The sequence below is a fragment of the Acinetobacter sp. NBRC 110496 genome (assembly GCF_000876115.1).
In the GTDB taxonomy this organism is placed as follows: Bacteria; Pseudomonadota; Gammaproteobacteria; order Pseudomonadales; family Moraxellaceae; genus Acinetobacter.
The window spans coordinates 1-18,316 of sequence record NZ_BBTF01000029.1; the positions used below are offsets into that span (position 1 = coordinate 1).

The window sequence follows — 18,316 nt, forward strand, 5'->3', positions numbered from 1 at the left end:
TAGGACACTATGGAAAAAATGGTCAGGCTATCATCGCCGAAGTTTGGTTGAGACTAAAATGCACTGCATCAAATTATTAAGAGATAAACTCAGTGCAAGGAGCTTTGATAGCCAAGTCAATGAGGTTCATGCACGTGTAGCAGTCCTCAACAGATTTACGGAATTAGGTCGACCACTTACCCAAGTTACGCCTTAAATTTGGCTCAATTAGGGGCGCTTTGCCTTTCAAATCTTTGTGCAACAAAGCCATTTGGAATATAAATAAGATTTAGTTAAAATTAACATTATTCATATAAATTAACATTATGTATTACATTTACTAATAATTTAAAATAATTAGTAGAAAAAAATTATGTTTTAATTATTTCTTTGATTATATAAGTTGAGAGTAAAAAATGATTAATACGGAATTTTCAAAGTGTATTTCTGCATGTACAAACTGTTCACTTATTTGTACTGAATGTGCAACTTCTTGTTTAAAAGAAAAAGATTTAGAGATGATGCGTGAATGTATTCAACGTTGTCTAGAATGTGCAGATATTTGTCAGTTATGTGTGCGTATGCAACAACATAACTCACCTTTCCTCAAAGAGATTTGTGAGCTTTGTGCTAAGATCTGTGAATATTGTGCGGAAGAGTGTGAAAAACATTCACATGATTATTGTAAAAAATGTGCTGAGGCTTGCCGTCAGTGTGCAGAAGAATGTCGAAAAATTGCCATGTAAAATACTTCAATAATGTTAATTATATGGCTCTAGACTAACATAATCATTCTACTAGTCTAGAGCCTTTCCTAAAATTAACATAATACACCTTATACGAAATTCTTATATTTTTTTCTTTATTTTTCAATGGTATAATACAATCTTTAAAGCCCCTTTTCTCCAATCGGGGCTTTTTTATGATTTATTACGTTCTCTAATCCCCCCATTTCTCTTAGGTCTCTTTTGTTAGCGCTGACTGGATATTGACGGTCATTTAATTCACAGCTTTAACCAAATCGAACTATATACATTTTCAAATTTCGTACTTGAGCGAAAGTAGGAAAGTGTTGCCTGGAGAGAATAAGAAATGGGTTCTACACGACTATTGACCAATATTATTCAGCGTAAAGTCATGTTGCCAGAAGAAATGTCACCTTCAATGCAGCGTGACAATTTTGAAGTGACACTGACTGATTTTGAAAAGCATCCAATCATCAAATGTTTATTTAAGGCGGATAACCAGCGTTCTACGGAATGTTGGAGCGTGCAAGAAATTGCAAACTTTATTGAGGATTGCACAGAAGATCAAAACATCAATTTATGCATTTTGTATTGGAAAGATATACACAGCAATATTTACATTATTGATGGAGCACATCGTCTTTCCTGTATCTATGCGTGGATCAATAGATATTTTGCGGATGAGCAAGTCACTCAAGCACCTAATTTCAATGATCAACAAAAACAAGATATTCGTTACCTCCGCAATTATTTAGGAGATCTTGCTGATTTTCAAAAAATTTGTACTGATGCCGAATTTGCAGAAAAAAAAATCGAAATTAGGCGATATTAAAATCAGTTTCCGGCAGGTACTGGGGACTCCGGAAGATGCGCGACGGGTATTTCAATCTATTAACTCAGATACTAAACGTTTAGATAAATATGAGGAATATCACCTAAGAAATCGCGGTAGTGACGCGTATTATGCGATCTATGCCTGTTGTTATATCAATGACAATAAATCTAACCTAGAAGAGCTCCAATATACACGTTTAAATGAGTTGATTGAGTTAGGGGAGAGGATCCACCAGTTACTTTTTTCGACCATTTTATTAGACAATGAAATGAGTCATGGCAAAAAAATTGGCCTGGTCAATGAGCTGATGAATATCATTGCGGGTGATCAGATTCATAATATTATGAGTCTGAATCAGGGGGAGCGCGTTGAAAACCTAATGTCGCATCTGTTGACCATTCTTTGCAGAATAGCGACGCCTGTAAAAAATGCTGGGGTTCCGAGTTTGGGCTTACATCCATACTTATATTTTTATAAGGATCAGAGTTTTCAGATTACTTCTTTTCTTGCATGGTTTTCAATTGTGTATGAAATTCATGAAAGCCGCATGCAGATTCATCATCGAAAGATTAGTTTCAAGGACTTCACCCGGGTACGCCGTAGTATTGAGTTCTTGATCGCCAATTTCCCCGTGGCGACCACCGAAACGGTCGGCAAGTTCGGCAGTGGTATCAAGGGCTATGATCGGCTACAAATTGTCTATAAAGCCTTTATTTGCTTAAGCTTGGAAATGGATGTTGATTTTGATGATGAGGAATGCCTGAATACCTTTATTCTGTCCATGTCTAAGGCCTTCAAGTACATAAACTTTAACGAGTTTTATGTCGAAAGATTTTTGGGTGGTTATGATGATGCAGTCGTCAAGCATGTGGTGGGATATGTGGAGTCGATTAGTCCAATTTCTCGGTCAAAGCCCAAGGCTTTTTCGGCATTAACCAAGAGTCTGCTTAAGCACAATTTTCTGGTGGGTAATCATAACTTTTGCCTCATTTGTGATGGATTGATCTATCTTGATTCTACTGAATCGGATCATCGGATTGCCAAAGCCGTAGGTGGGCAAGGTGTTCTAGAGAATGGTCTGCTGGTTCATCCCATCTGTAATAGAATGAAATCAGATCTGAGTCTGGAAGAGATTAGAGCGGATTTGTTTGGTGAATTACTGTATTAATCAACAGAGCGATGAGCTCATTTTTGCAGATGTATCAATGATTAATCACATGATTTAACTTTTGATACATTCAGCCAATGTGGTTATTTTTAATTCAGTCCAGAATCACAACCAGAAACTAGCTGTAGTTTCTGAATGACCGTCAAGGTCCTTAGTTTCGCCCATAGATTCCCTCTGTGGGCTTTTTTTTGATCAAAAATTGTATAGATGCTCTAAAATAAACCTTTTAGCATTTCATAAGCAATTAGGATTAAGGCTGAGACCATCAGCACAACAAAAATGAGTTCCACTCTAGTTAACATCTTAGTTCCATTTACTTTTCACTTAATTTATATAGCAGTTAACTCGTAGCATCAATGAAATAACATGACATGGAAAATAATCAAAAAGACAGAATTTGGATTTTGATCAGATCTGCATGTTTACATGCTTCTACAGCAGCTTTGAATGTTTCACTTAACCTTTAAACTTTTCTTAAAACTAAATATATTTACATATACATTCTAAAATTTGATAGAATTTATTAAAACTTTAGATTCTAAGTGTAAATAATGAGAAGCGCTAATATTCGACGTGATGGCTACTTAAAATTTCTGAATACATGGCAAGACCGTGATGTCATTAAAGTACTTTCAGGTGTGCGTCGCTCTGGAAAATCCACCTTATTGGCGATGTTTCAACAAGACCTAAAAGCACAGGGTGTACAAGCCGAAAACATCATTGCCATCAACTTCGAATTTATGGAATTTGAAGAACTCACCGATTACCGTAAACTACATGATTATGTATTGTCCAAAGTTGATAAAAGTAAAAAAAACTATGTTTTTTTAGATGAAATACAACATGTTACAAATTTTGAGAAAGTAGTCGACTCTTTATATGTTCGGGATTATATCGATTTATATATTACAGGCTCAAATGCATTCTTTCTAAGTGGAGAACTTGCGACTTTACTTACAGGACGCTATATAGAGCAACATGTTTTACCCCTTTCATTCCAAGAATTTAAACAGTGGCATATTGAAAATAATCCGATCATCCAACAATTATCCAATCGTGATTTGTATGCCATGTATACGCGCAGTAGTTTCCCTTATACGCTTGCCATGACTAGCCAGCAGGAAACCTATGATTACTTGCAAGCGGTCTATGCCAGTGTAATGTTTAAAGATGTTATTCCCCGTTTGAATACTGCCGATATTAACTCTCTCGAGCGTGTCGCAAGATATTTGGCAAGCGTGACAGGCTCACCTATTTCCATCAATAAAATTAAAAATACCTTTGTTTCAAGTGGGGTTAAGATTTCATTTGAAACAGTAAAACGCTATATTCAGGGCTTACAGGACAGTTTGCTATTTTATAGTGCCGCACAGTTTAAAGTACGCGGGCGTGAGTTATTACAATCCTCTGAAAAATACTATTTAGTTGATGTCGGATTGCGCCGGATTATGTTGCCTGATGCTAATGCTGATCAAGGTCATATCCTAGAAAATGTGATTTATCTTGAGCTTGTCAGACGAGGTTATACGGTCTATGTAGGGCGGGTTGATGAATATGAAATTGATTTTGTTGCTGTCGATACTTTACAGAATTTAACTTATTATCAGGTGGCATTAGAAACGCTCAATGAGGAGACACTCAGCCGAGAGTTACGTCCATTACAGAAAATTTCTGATTCGTATCCCAAGTATTTGCTTACCTTAGACACGATAGGGACTGAAGCGAATTATAATGGTATTGTAAAAATGAGTGCTCTCGATTGGTTGCTATCTGAAAATAAGTAAAGTTGAGGGTAGACATGGATACTCTTATTTATTAATTAAAACTCAAAGACTTTTCAGCATCATTCAAGAATGTATTCAAGCATAATTTCTGCTCCAATTGTGATGGATCGATTTACCTCGATTCGATTGAGTCAGACTATCATGATTGAGCCAGAGTCGCTTACTGAAAGTAGCGAGAATTGCGCTGGAGTTTCTGAAGGATATTAATTCCTTAGTTTGCCCATTCATCCATCTGGGCATTTTTTTTGATCAAAATACAGTGCTGTTCTTGCTAAAAAATGACGGCACCCACCATAAAACACAATATTCCAAAAATAATCCAAGGCCAGATCTTTGTCTTCGGTTGTTCTAAATTCTGAGGATTATATTCCGTGTGTTCTAGCGATGTCGGTTGTGGAACACGGGTCTTTTTAGAGTAAGGTTGGTGTTTAGAGTAAGATAGTCCCGTACCTGGAATGCCGACACTGGTTCGCGTACCTTTTTTCCCAATATTTAGAGAAGCACCAGGTTTGCCAATGCTGGCACTGCTGATGCCTTTATGGGTCAGATTAATTTTAAAACCCGGGAATAATTTAATACTTTTACGAAATCTAAAACCCATATTTCTCTCATTCTAAAACTTAGCTCAATTCACGCGCTATACCAGGATCCATGATCTGCTAGAGATCGTACTTTGACGGCTATCATCAGGATACTAGTATATTTTTTATCTGATGATTGCAATACTACCTTTAAATACCGTCAAAAATGTTTACTGTATATTTGCTGTAGGGTAATCTTAAAGCTGCTATTTATTGACTGATTGGTATATGACGACAGATAAGCATGAAGTCCTGCTACGAATGCGGGCGATCGAGCTCCTTGCATACTGGGAAGGTCGTTTGGTTACCAATCGTTTGATGAGCTGGTTTGGGCTCAGTCGACAGCAGGCTTCTGCGGATATCAAGCGTTACAATACGCTGTATAACCCCGATGCCTTGATTCATGACCCCTCAGTCAAGGGTTATGTGCCTAAAGCCAGTTTCCAGCCTGTACTGACTACAGCGCATATCAATGAATATCTCAATATGTTGTCAGGTTTGGTTAGTGAATCGCATGCCCTGATTGCGATGCCAGAACCGAATCTCTCAGCGGTCCAGTTACCCGATCGCAGTGTGCGTCCTGAAGTGATTCGGGAAGTTTTGCGTGCCTGCCGCAACCAAAGTACTTTAAAAATGATTTATGCCTCCATGCAGAATCCGCAGTGGCATGAACGCATGATTTCCCCACATACCCTGGTGTATACCGGTTTTCGCTGGCATGTCCGTGCCTATTGCCATCAGAGCAAGCAGTTTAAGGACTTTTTACTCTCCAGAATTGATCGCACACCTGTTGTGGTGGCGATTGAGTCAGTAGACCCTGCTCAGGATCAGCAATGGCATGAAGAAATTGTACTGACGCTGATCCCTAATCCAAAATTGAATGAAGCTCAAAAAGCGCTGGTCGAAAAAGACTTCGGCATGCCTGATGGCAGATTACAGATTCCGGTGAAAAAAGCCCTGGCTCACTATACCTTGCAGCGATATCAGGCCGCGATCACGCTGGCTGAGGCGGAAGATGCCTTGAAATATCCCTTGGTACTACAACGCTCAGATATCGAAAAGCTGTCGTCTTACCTGTTTGATCAGGCCTCATAGGAGATTGGCCATGTTAGAACAATTTCATTATGACAGTGACCTGATTGGTGGCTCCCTGATGGTGCGTGAAAGCCGGCTGATCGCGGATCTGTTATTACGAGAAGCGATTCCAGAACAATGGCATCAGGCAATTCAGATTGACAATATTCTGCAAAAAAGAACGCCTGCTTCAGCCCAACGTAACGCCACTGCCATTCGTAAGCGTCTTGAGCGCTTAGAGCCTGATTTCTGGAAAGCTTTGCGGGATGGGGACGATGAGCTGGCGACCCAGGTGGCTTTTTGTGGCGCACTGGAACGCAACCTGTTGCTGCTTGAGTTTATGGAAACGGTGATGAGGGATGCCTATATCTCTCAGGCGCAACACTTGGACAGTTATATCTGGTCAGATTTTTTGGATGAACGCTCACACCGTGATCCGGATATCTGTGATTGGAAAGAGTCCAGCAAGAAAAAAATGGGGCAGGTGGTGTTTCGCATGCTGGCAGAAGCCGGTTACTTAAAAAGTACCCGTAAGCTTGAGTTGCAGCGTGTGATCGTCAGAGCAGAGCTGCGTAGCCTGTTGGAAGAACATTATAAACAACGCATTAAAAGATCTATGGAAGTGTCGCTATGGACGCGGTAGTTGTAGAGGGGCAGCAATGAGTCAAAAAATACATGAGCGTCTAAATCAGATTCCAGAGCGAATACTTTCAACCGAGTTTCTCACCGGGCAAGGACTTGGTAATGAAATTGGCTTCTGGATTTTTGATTATGCACCTGAAGATGAGTTGAAAGTGCGCGAATATCTGCATTTTCTAGACGGGATGCTGGAGAAAAAACACAGTCAGCTGAAGGTGGTGAATATCAACCTGCTGCAAGCCGTGGTGGATTATCTGGCTGAGCGTAACTTCATCGATAAAGCCATTCAAATGCAAAAAGCCAAAGGCGATGATGCGCTGCTCAAAGCGCTGAAAGGCCCACTGCATATGGATAAGTTCGCGCCCTATCTGGTGAGTAAATATGCCACCAATGCGCAAGATATTGTGTTGATGACTGGGGTAGGGTCGGTTTGGCCACTGTTACGTGCCCATCACTTATTAAACAGTTTGCATTCGTTACTGGGGCATAAGCCAGTGGTGCTGTTTTACCCAGGTTATTACGACGGTCAAGCGATGAGTTTATTTGGAAAAATTCCAAGCAACAATTACTACAGAGCATTCAGATTAGTGCCTTAAACACGGCAAATAGAAATAAGAATTCGGGGGAATGGATTGAGATGAACATTAAAGAACTTTTTTACAAGCCATTAGATCGTGCGATAAACGGGGTGGTCAAGGCAGACCAGAATGACAATACCACGGTATATCAGGAACTCGATGAATACGTGGTCACCAATGAGCTGGAAAAGCATTTTCGTGACTTTTTCCAGTCTTATGGCACAGATCTAAGCGATCCTTCGATTGCCAACCGAGTCGGTGTGTGGATTTCAGGCTTCTTTGGTTCAGGTAAATCACACTTCCTGAAAACCTTGTCATATATTCTGGCCAATAAAGTGGCACGTGACGCGGAAGGTAACGAACGCAGTGCTGCAGAATTCTTTGATGAAAGCAAAATCCGTGATGCGTTTATCCGTGCGGATATTGGTAAAGCGGTTAGTCATCATGCCGATGTCATCCTATTTAACATCGACAGTAAAGCCAGTTCCAATGATGATGGTAATCCGATTCTGAATGTGTTTTTACGCGTGTTTAACGAGTATCAGGATTTTAGTGCCGATCACCCACATATTGCACATATGGAACGTCACCTGAGCCAGAAAGGGGTGTATGAGCGCTTTAAACAGGCTTTTGAAGAATCTAGCGGCATGTCTTGGCTAGAAGAACGTGATGGCTTTCAGTTTTATCAGGATGATGTCGAAACAGCAATTTCTCAGGCACTTAATTTATCAGCAGAAGCTGCCCATAAATGGTTTGAAGATTCTGAGCAGACCTTTAGCGTTTCGGTCGAAAACTTCTGTCAGTGGGTGAAAGAATACCTGGACAGTAAAGGACCACAGCAACGGATGCTGTTCCTGGTCGATGAAGTGGGACAGTTTATTGGTAGTGATACCCGCTTGATGCTGACCTTGCAGACCATTACTGAAAATCTGGGCACCATTTGTAAAGGCCGGGCCTGGATTATTGTCACCTCACAAGCGGACATCGACGCCGTTTTAGGCGAGCTGTCTTCTTCCAAAGCCAATGACTTTTCTAAGATTGCTGGACGTTTTAAAACCCGTTTATCACTGTCCAGTTCCAATACCGATGAAGTCATCCAGAAACGTTTATTACGCAAAACCCCAGAAGCAGAAGCATTGCTCAGATCGGTGTTTGAGCAAAAGGGCGATATCTTAAAAAATCAGATTACCTTTGACCGTTCAGGTCCAACCCTCAAGAACTATGAGGGGCCAGAAAGTTTTATTCATAACTATCCTTTTGCGCCGTACCATTTCCAGCTGGTGCAAAAAGTATTTGAAGAAATCCGTAAAGTCGGTGCGACCGGTGCACACTTGGCCTATGGTGAACGGTCCATGCTGGATGCGTTCCAGATGGCCGCCAATGCGATTGCCACAGATGAAGTCGGTGCCCTGGTTCCTTTCCACCGCTTCTATACTTCAGTCGAAGGCTTCCTAGATACAGCGGTTAAACGTACCATCGACCAGGCAGGGCAGAATAAGACCCTGGATGGTTTTGATGTGCAGATGTTGCGTACCCTGTTCATGATCCGCTATGTCGATATCATCAAAGGTACGCTAGATAACCTGGTGACTTTGTCGATTGAGAAAATTGATGAAGATAAGCTGGCATTACGCAAGCGGATTGAAGAGAGCCTGCAGCGTCTGGAAAAAGAGAGCCTGATTACGAGGAATGGTGATGAGTTCCTGTTCCTGACCAATGAAGAGCGGGACATTACCCGCAAAATTAAAGCCACTGACTTAGCAGCTTCAGAAGAAAATAAAGAGTTAGCCAATCTGATCTTTAAAGATTTACTGCGCGATCAGAACAAATACCGCCATCAAGCCAACAAGATGGACTATCAGATTGGTCGTTTCCTAGATAGCCATAGCCTGGATGGCAAGTATGAGAGCGATTTGAAAGTTGAAATCATTTCTCCACTGGATACGGAATACAACCTCTACACTGAAGCTTACTGTATTGGTAAAAGTACTCAGGCTGAAGGACAAGTGCTGTTTAAACTGGCAGACGATAAACAGTTCTTTAATGAACTGCGCACCTGGCTGAAAACCAATAAATTCATCCGTTTAAATGATGATGGCACTCAGTCCGATATCACCCGTATTCTGGCAGACCGTGGCCGTGAGAATCAGGAGCGTAAAAAACGCCTGCGTGCCCGGGTCGAAGAAATGTTGCTGGACGCGGAAAGTTATGCCTTGGGTCAACATCTACAACTTTCATCTTCAAGTCCAACCACCAAGCTGGATGAGACTTGTCGTTATTTGCTGGAAAACACCTATACCAAACTGAGCTATCTGCAAGTCTATCAGCAGGATGCCTGGCGTGAACTGAACGCCGTCTTGACTGTGGATGATATGGCGCAGCTCGGATTGTCTCTGGATGGCGGTCAGACGAATCCGAAAGCCCTACAGGAAGTGGAGCAGTACATTGCACTACGGGCCACCGGTAGCGAACGTATTCTGGTCTCAGATGTGATAGATCGTTTTGTCAAACGCCCTTATGGCTGGCCAGATGCCGAGATTTTATTGCTGGTAGGTCAGCTGGCGGCAATGGGGCGGATTTCACTGCAGTTAAATGGTGGCAGCTTACAGTTAAAAGATGCCTTTGAGCCTTTACAGAACAGCCGCCGTCGCCGTGATGTATCGATCATTAAAAAGCGCCAGACTGATGATCAGGTATTGAAACAGGCACGCCAACTGACCCAAGACCTATTCTCGGCCATGGGACCAGCGACAGAAAAAGAGCTGTTTGAATTCTATACCCAACATTTTAAAAACTGGTTAGCCAACTTTAAGTCGTATAAGAGTAAAACTGATGTCGGGCAGTTCCCGGGTAAGAAAGTGATTGAAAAGTCGATTCTGACTTTGGAACGTCTGCTGGCCAATAGCGACAGCTTCGATTTCTTTAAGGCCGTGGTTGAGAACAAGGACGACTATCTGGATCTGGAAGAAGACTACCGTGATATTCATGAATTCTTTAGTAACCAGATGCCGAGCTGGCAACAACTGCAACAGGCCTTACGTCATTTTGAGAAGAACAAACAGGCACTGGGTAGTGATGAGGTGGCAAAAAAAGCCCTCTCCGAATTACACCGTATTGCCACCCTTGAATCGCCCTATGGCCTGTTAAATAAAGTGGCTGATTTGGTTCGCACAGTGGAAAGCGTCAATGAGCAATTGCTGACTGAGAAGCGCAATCAGGCAATAGAACACATTGATGACAAGATCAAGCAGTTAGAAGCTGAGATCAAAAACAGTGGCATCGCTAGCGCTGAGCTGAGTAACAAGCTATTACGCCCACTGCAATTGTTCAAAGCGGATATTGAAGTGGAAACTAGCCTGTCCACCATCTATATGCTGCAAACCCAAACCAGCGTCGAGCGTTTTGATGAAGCCTTGTATGAGCTGGAGAGCGAAGTTCAGGCGGAAATCCAGCGTCAGGCCAAAGCGGCACAACTGGCTCAGAGCAAAGCAGAGAGTGTAACCAACACTGCAACCACCTCCAGCCCAGCTACATCAGCACCTGCTGCGAGTCCGGTACAGCCTGTGACAGCCGTAGTGCCACCGAAACCTGTTGTCGAAGTCGATGTCGCCAGCATTTACAGCAAAAGCTCAAGTAGTGTCTATCTGGAAACAGAAGAGTCAGTAGATCAGTTTGTAGACGCACTCAAAGCTGAATTGAAAAAAATTGTGGGTGATAAAAAGCGTGTGCGTATTCGCTAACTTGGGTTAGGGATATCGGCATCAGTCATTAATTAAAGGTTTTAACATGAATACCAGTAATATTAAAAAATACGCACCGCAAGCACGTAACGATTTTATCGCAGCGATGCGCAAGCAGGCCGCCAAGTATGGCATCACCGCAGACAGCATTTTACCGGCTGAACAGAAAGGCGACTTGCTGCTGATTGGCGATCAGGTTTTTCCGCTATCCGTCATGAAACCACGTGACAAGCTGATCAAACGCATTCAAGCCAGCAGTTTTGAGCAGACGATTGATTATATTGCTTATAGCTGGTTTAACCGTCTCTGTGCGATTCGTTACATGGAATGCAAAGGCTTACTCGATCATGGTCGCCGTGTACTGAGCAGTGCCGATGGCAGTGCAGGCTTGCCACAGATTCTGGAAGAATGTCTGGATATTGAGTTACCAGGTTTAAATACCAGCCGTGTGGCTGAACTCAAGCTGGATGGCAATAAAGACGAAGAACTGTACCGTGAGCTGTTACTGGCTCAATGTCATGCGTTGAATCAGGTCATGCCGTTGCTGTTTGAACAGGTCTCTGATGAGTCAGAACTACTATTACCGGATAACCTGACCAAAACCGATTCCTTGATCCGTGATTTGGTCAGCAGCATTCCGGAAGAAGACTGGTCGGATGTGCAGATTATTGGCTGGCTGTATCAGTTCTATATTTCTGAAAAGAAAGACCAGGTGATTGGTAAAGTCGTCAAGAGTGAAGATATTCCTGCAGCGACACAACTCTTCACCCCAAACTGGATTGTGAAGTATTTGGTGCAGAATAGTGTTGGTCGTCTATGGATGATGGCACAGCCTGACAGCACGCTAGCCAGTGAATGGGAATATTATATTCAGCCAGCGGAACAGACCGATGAAGTCAATGCACAGTTAAAACAGCTGATTGATGTACGGATCAGTGAAGATGGCGATACTTTAAACCCTGAAAGCATTACGGTACTCGATCCTGCCTGTGGTTCGGGGCATATTCTGGTGGAAGCCTATGATTGCTTAAAAGCGATTTATTTAGAACGTGGTTACCGCAGCCGTGATATTCCACGTTTGATTCTGGAAAATAACCTGTACGGCATTGATATTGATACCCGTGCCGCACAGCTCGCCAGTTTTGCGCTATTGATGAAAGCGCGTGAGGATGACCGCCGTTTATTTAGCAATCCACCGAAGCTGAATATTATTGCGTTACAGGATAGTCAGCCTGAGCGTTTGGATGCATTCAGTCAGGATTTGGCAAGTACTGGTATTGCACAGGCAGATTTAAAAGAACTGCTGGACCTATTTGAACATGCTTCAACTTTTGGTTCTTTAATTCAAATCCCTCAAGCATTCGCTAAAAAGCTTTCTGATTTAGAAACCAAGCTGAATACAGCTTTAGAATCAGGGGATATTTTTGCACAGCAGTCAGCACAGGAGTTATTACCTTTAGTGCAGCAAGCGAATTTACTGGCTAAACAATATGATGCTGTGATTGCGAATCCGCCGTATATGGGCAACAAGTACTTAAATCCACATCTTAAAACCTATTTAAAAAAGAACTATCAAGGTTTTGAAAAAGATCTTTTCTCAGCGTTTATGATCCGAGATTTGCAGCTGACAAAAGAAAGTGGACAGCTTGGCTTTATGTCACCTTTTGTATGGATGTTTATTTCTTCGTATGAAAATCTAAGAACTCATTTTATTGATAATGCGACGATTTCATCATTAATTCAGCTTGAATATTCAGGTTTTGATGGGGCAACTGTACCCATTTGTACATTTACATTGGCCAAATCACATATAAGTGATTTTGTCGGTTCGTATATCCGCTTATCTGATTTCAGGGGCTCTGAAAATCAAGCACCTAAAACATTAGAAGCGATTAGAAATCCTGATTGTGGTTGGTTTTTTAATGCAAAACCAGATGATTTTAAGAAAATTCCAGGGAGTCCTATAGCTTATTGGATAAGCCCAAAAATAAGTTCACTTTTTGAAAGTGAAGAAAAATTTGATGACGTTTTTTTTATTAAAGCAGGTATTTCATCGGGTGACAATGCGAAGTTTATTTTGCAATGGTATGAAGTAGATAATTCATTAATTTTAAAAAATGATAAAGTTAACTTTAAATATACTCTTCATAATAAAGGTGGGGAATTCAGAAAATGGGCGGGAAATTGGGAGTCTATTCTGAAATATTCTGACTCCAGCATTGCTTTGATGTCTAATAATTTAGGATTTAGACATGATGGTAAAGAATTTTATTTTCAAGAACATATTGGATGGTCAAAAATCACATCATCTATTTCAAGTTTTAGACTTTATCCAGCAGGTTTTACATTTGACTCAGCTGGTTTAGGTTTATTTATAAAGAGAAAGGGCATAAATTATAATTTTGCTTTAGCGTTCTTAAATTCAAAAGTCTCTTCAAATATTATTTCATTCCTTAACCCAACCCTTAACGTAACACCAGAAATTATTAAGAAAATTCCATATAAAATCCCAGAAAATTTTAATGAAGATATAATAAAAGAATTATTTCAAATACCTAAGTATGATTGGGATTCATACGAAACCTCATGGGACTTTACACAAAACCCAATTATTTGTACCCAGCAGCCAAATTTAGAACAAGCCTTTAATACATGGAAACAGCAAAATGCTGACGCCGTGGCTGAAATGAAACGTCTAGAAGAAGAAAACAATAAACTATTTATTGACGCTTATGGTTTACAGGATGAACTGACGCCAGATGTACCCGATGAGCAAATCACTCTGACTCGTGCCGACCGTGAAAAAGACAGCCAGCGTTTAGTGTCTTATGCAATTGGTTGCATGATGGGACGTTATAGCCTGGATGAATCAGGTCTGATCTATGCCCATGCAGGCAATCAAGACTTTGATGCCAGTCGTTATCAAACATTCCCAGCGGATGCTGACGGCATTATTCCACTCACCGAAATGCACTGGTTTGAAGATGATGCTACACATCGTATCCAAGAGTTCTTAACTGCGGTTTGGGGGAAAGAGACACTGGATGCCAATATGCAGTGGCTGGCTGAAAGCTTGGATAAAAAAGCCAACGAAACCGCTGAAGATACGATCCGCCGTTACTTAGCCAGCAAGTTCTATAAAGATCACATGCAGACCTATAAAAAGCGCCCGATCTACTGGTTATTTAGCAGTGGTAAGCAAGGCGCTTTCCAGGCGTTGGTGTACTTGCACCGCTATAACGAAAGTACTTTGGCTCGTATGCGTACTGAATACGTGATGCCACTGATTTCCAAAATGGCAGCCTATGCTAACTCTCTAGAAACTGCCAAAGAAAACAGTGACTCGGCGGCTGAAATCAAACGTATCGAGAAAAAACTGCAAGATTTGCATAAGCAACAAGCTGAACTCAGTAGTTTTGAGGAAAAACTGCGTCATTATGCCGATCAGCGTATATCACTGGATCTAGATGATGGGGTGAAAGTGAACTACGGCAAGTTTGGGGACTTGTTGGCTGAAGTTAAAGCGATTACTGGGGGTAGTGGGGAATAACCCACTTCTATTTTAATAAATTTAGAAACATAGACTTTATAACAACGGTTAGACATGAAAGATCAAGCATTAGTATTATTACGGGAAATGACGGGTAATCCTGCAGCTGCATTCCACGATGGACAGTTTCAGGCCATTTCACAACTGGTGGAATATCAAGCGAAATTATTGGTCGTACAAAAGACAGGATGGGGGAAAAGTGCGGTTTACTTTATTGCAACGAAATTACTGCGTATGCAAGGTAAAGGACCGACCATTATTATTTCACCTCTAATTGCTTTGATGCGTAACCAGATTGAACGTGCAGGACAGCTTGGTCTTAAAGTCGTTTCGATTAATTCATCACAATCTCAAGATCAAAATCATGCTGCAAAACAGCAGATTATTAATCAAAATGTCGATGCAGTGATTATTTCTCCAGAGCAATTAGCCAATGATGAAATGATTGAAGATGTACTCAGTCATATCATTTCCAATATTGGGTTATTTGTGGTGGATGAGGCACACTGTATTTCAGATTGGGGACATGATTTTAGGCCAGATTATCGCCGTATTGTTCGTGTATTACAGCATATGCCTGCCAATATGCCGATACTTGCCACAACAGCAACAGCCAATCACCGGGTGATTACCGATATCAATCAGCAGTTAGGGCGGTATCTACAAACTATTCGTGGTGATTTAAAGCGCAACTCTCTATATTTACAGAATATTCCAATAAGTAGCCGAGTTGAACGTATGGCTTGGTTAGCTGAAAAAATTCCTCAGCTTGAAGGAACAGGCATCGTTTATGTCAAAACAGTACGAGATAGTGAGCTTTTGGCTGAGTGGCTCAATCATCATGGTATAAAAGCAGCATGCTACTATGGTGGTGCTGATGATCAAGAACGAATTCGGTTAGAACAAGCTTTATTGTCAAATAGCATAAAAGTGCTGGTGGCGACTTCTGCATTAGGTATGGGATTTGATAAACCCGATCTAGGTTTTGTGATTCATTTTCAGCTTCCGGGTAGTATCGTTGAATATTATCAACAGGTTGGGCGTGCTGGGCGTGGCATAGATCACGCTTATGGGATACTGATGAATGGAGCTGAAACGCAAGAGATTCAGTCTTACTTTATTCAAAATGCTTTTCCAAAAGAAGAAGAGATTGAACAAATCTTAGATGCGATTGAAAAATGTGGTGGATTGAAGTTATATGATATTGAACCGAAGACGAATTTGAAATTTAGTCGAATTCAAGCGGTTTTAAAATTTTTAAGTGTTGAATCACCATCACCAATTTATAAAGATGCTCAAAATAAATATTGTCGAAACGAGCAAGATTACAGCCTTCCTTATGATCGTATTGCACGTGTATCGCAAGTCAAAGAGCAAGAATGGAAACAGTTAACAGATTATCATCAATCTAAATCTTGTTTGATGAAAGAACTCACTTTAGCTTTAGATGATCCATTAGCCGATAACTGTAACAACTGCATGAATTGTGTGCCTAAGCAGCAAATATCTTCTAATGTTAAGCATGAACTTGTATTAGCTGCCGCTGAATTTGTAAAAATGCGTTATGTAAAAATCAAAGCCAGAAAACAGTTTGCACGGTCTTCTTCTGTGGCAAGAGAAGCATTTCCTCAATTTCAGTTTGCTTTCAGAGATCAGAGTTTACAGGCATCTGATGGCTTAGCACTCTCTCGTTGGAAGGACGGTGTTTGGGGAGATGTAGTCGCTGAAGGTAAAAAGCAGGGGCGATTTGGTGATGAACTTTTGGCACCGATGGTCAAAATGATCAACTCAATGCAATTTGATCAAAAACCTCAATGGTTGAGCTATGTCCCATCGCTTCGTCATCCTCAATTGGTTAAAGATTTTGCATACCGATTGGCGGCCCAATTAGGGATTCCATGCAAAGATGCTATTGTAATGACATCAGTTCGCCCCCCTCAAAAAACGATGCAAAATAGCTTTAAACAAAGTCAAAATTTAGATGGTGCATTTGAGATTGATACGACACAGGGTTTTGCAACCCCCGTATTACTCTTAGATGATGCTGTAGATTCTGGGTGGACATTTACGGTAACAGCCGCTCTATTGCGACGAGCAGGTGTTCAAGCCGTTTATCCTATTGCTCTAACGAGTACAGCGCAGCAAGACCAAGGTGAATAAATATGCAATATGACGAAATCATGCAAGCCACCATGTTGTTGTGCTGCTACTTTAATAAAAATGAAGTAAAAAACTTTAAACCTTTGAGTGGTTTAGAGTACTCGAAGCTTGCACAATGGTTATACCAAAATAAATGGAGCCCAGCACATTTATTATCGCAGACAGATGAAATATTGACAGAATGGGATGACCCCAAAGGGAAAATAACCGCAGAGCGTATCAAACAGCTACTTGGTCGTGGTGTCAGTATGTCATTTGCCCTAGAAAAATGGACTAAACAAGGTATTTGGGTGATTTCTCGTGTAAGTGAGTTTTATCCTAAAGCGATCAAAAAGCATTTAGGTGAGCAGCGTCCTCCTGTTTTATTTGGCTTAGGTAATCAACAACTGTTAAACCAAACAGGCCTTGGGTTTGTGGGCTCACGCTCTATTTCTGAAAATGATGAGGTTTTCGCAGCTGACAAAGCGAAACAGGCTGTTGAGGAAGGCTATACCATCATTTCTGGGGGGGCTAAAGGCGTTGATCAGGCTGCTATGCGAGCTGCTTTAGAACATGGTGGGCAAAGTATAGGAATTCTAGCTGATGGTATCTATACCAATGAAACTCGACGTATTTTTTTAAATTATTTACGTCAAGGAACTCTAGTCTTGATTAGCCCATTCTTCCCGGAAGCTGGTTTTAGTGTAGGCAGTGCAATGGCTCGCAATAAATTTATTTATACGATGTCAGAAGCTGTCATCGTAGTGAAAAGCGATAAAGATAAAGGCGGAACTTGGACTGGAGCTAAAGAAAACCTTAATAAAAAATGGGTTCCTTTATTGGTGAGAGATATTGCAGAGGAAGGCAACCAGGCATTAATCCAGATTGGAGGAATTGCTCTTGGACATCACCAAGCTCCATATAGCCAGCTTTTATCCAAACATGCTCAAAATAGTGAAGTAAAAATAGTAGAAAATAAAATATTTACTGAAGCGGAAGCTGAAGCAGCTCGTGTAATTTTACAAACCAAACTAGCATCAAATCCTTTACAACAACCGGATTTGTTAGCTAATAATTTAGATATGTTTGAGCAGTCAGCTATAGCTCCAAATCAACAGTCAGAAGTCCACTTTGACTTAAAAACTAATGATGAAGCAAACGAAAATTCTGTAGCAGATACTTTAGAAACCTCAACTGAATTAGATGTGAATCCACTACAAATTGAGTTAATCACTGAGTCGGATAAACAAGCTGATAAGCATACAGAGGAAATGCGATTAGTTCAGATTCTGCAGAAATATGGTGCGATTTTTGAATTATTTGTGAACACATTAATTTCATTATCAAAAGATAAAACTTCTTTCTTTATTTTAGATGATATAAAAAATCAATTCCCTGAATTGCAAGAAACTCAGATTAAAAAATGGTTGAAAGAGCTTGAAACTGATGGTTTCCTGCGTAAAGAAGGGCGTAAGGCACGTTATACATTCATGTGATGTTTAA

At 41.0% G+C, this 18,316-nt stretch carries 10 protein-coding genes and 2 pseudogenes; 11 read left to right on the forward strand and 1 reads right to left on the reverse strand.

What is annotated here, in order from left to right; translation table 11 throughout:
- From Aba26S_RS13750 to Aba26S_RS13770, 4 genes and pseudogenes are all read left to right on the forward strand, one after another.
- Positions 1-196: pseudogene (locus tag Aba26S_RS13750) on the forward strand (IS5/IS1182 family transposase); the annotation flags it as partial.
- A 199-nt stretch (positions 197-395) separates the two neighbouring features.
- A complete protein-coding gene (locus Aba26S_RS13755; protein WP_004827037.1) occupies positions 396-725 on the forward strand; it encodes a four-helix bundle copper-binding protein in 330 nt (109 codons plus the stop codon).
- A 346-nt stretch (positions 726-1,071) separates the two neighbouring features.
- Positions 1,072-2,728, forward strand: a pseudogene (locus tag Aba26S_RS21435) (HNH endonuclease signature motif containing protein).
- Between the two features lie 551 nt (positions 2,729-3,279).
- Positions 3,280-4,512 carry an ATP-binding protein gene (locus Aba26S_RS13770; RefSeq protein WP_001255534.1) on the forward strand — a complete coding sequence of 411 codons (1,233 nt, stop codon included), beginning with the start codon at positions 3,280-3,282 and terminating at the stop codon, positions 4,510-4,512.
- A 271-nt stretch (positions 4,513-4,783) separates the two neighbouring features.
- On the opposite strand, the gene Aba26S_RS13775 is transcribed toward Aba26S_RS13770, so the two are convergent.
- Positions 4,784-5,113 (reverse strand): DUF4236 domain-containing protein, encoded by a 330-nt coding sequence (locus tag Aba26S_RS13775; protein ID WP_000506885.1) that lies wholly within the window; start codon positions 5,111-5,113, stop codon positions 4,784-4,786.
- 208 nt (positions 5,114-5,321) lie between these two features.
- Here Aba26S_RS13775 and Aba26S_RS13780 point away from each other — a divergent pair, with 208 nt between their 5' ends.
- The 7 genes from Aba26S_RS13780 to Aba26S_RS13810 are packed head-to-tail and all read left to right on the forward strand — an operon-like array spanning position 5,322 to position 18,309.
- Positions 5,322-6,188: a WYL domain-containing protein gene (locus tag Aba26S_RS13780; RefSeq protein WP_043972747.1), complete on the forward strand. Its 867-nt coding sequence runs from the start codon at positions 5,322-5,324 to the stop codon at positions 6,186-6,188.
- A gap of 10 nt (positions 6,189-6,198) precedes the next feature.
- Positions 6,199-6,810, forward strand: coding sequence for a DUF1819 family protein (locus tag Aba26S_RS13785; protein ID WP_043972749.1), 612 nt, complete (start codon positions 6,199-6,201; stop codon positions 6,808-6,810).
- A gap of 16 nt (positions 6,811-6,826) precedes the next feature.
- Entirely contained in the window at positions 6,827-7,402 is a 576-nt protein-coding gene (locus Aba26S_RS13790) for a DUF1788 domain-containing protein (protein WP_004827028.1), read from the forward strand.
- Positions 7,403-7,443: 41 nt separating this feature from the next.
- Entirely contained in the window at positions 7,444-11,124 is a 3,681-nt protein-coding gene (gene brxC, locus Aba26S_RS13795) for a BREX system P-loop protein BrxC (protein ID WP_043972752.1), read from the forward strand.
- Between the two features lie 46 nt (positions 11,125-11,170).
- Complete coding sequence (gene pglX / locus Aba26S_RS13800; protein ID WP_043972755.1) at positions 11,171-14,674, forward strand: BREX-1 system adenine-specific DNA-methyltransferase PglX; 3,504 nt, start codon at positions 11,171-11,173, stop codon at positions 14,672-14,674.
- A 54-nt stretch (positions 14,675-14,728) separates the two neighbouring features.
- On the forward strand, positions 14,729-16,834 hold the full coding sequence (locus tag Aba26S_RS13805) for a RecQ family ATP-dependent DNA helicase (RefSeq protein ID WP_043972757.1): 2,106 nt from the start codon (positions 14,729-14,731) through the stop codon (positions 16,832-16,834).
- A 2-nt stretch (positions 16,835-16,836) separates the two neighbouring features.
- On the forward strand, positions 16,837-18,309 hold the full coding sequence (locus tag Aba26S_RS13810) for a DNA-processing protein DprA (RefSeq protein WP_043972759.1): 1,473 nt from the start codon (positions 16,837-16,839) through the stop codon (positions 18,307-18,309).
- Positions 18,310-18,316: the final 7 nt, after the last annotated feature.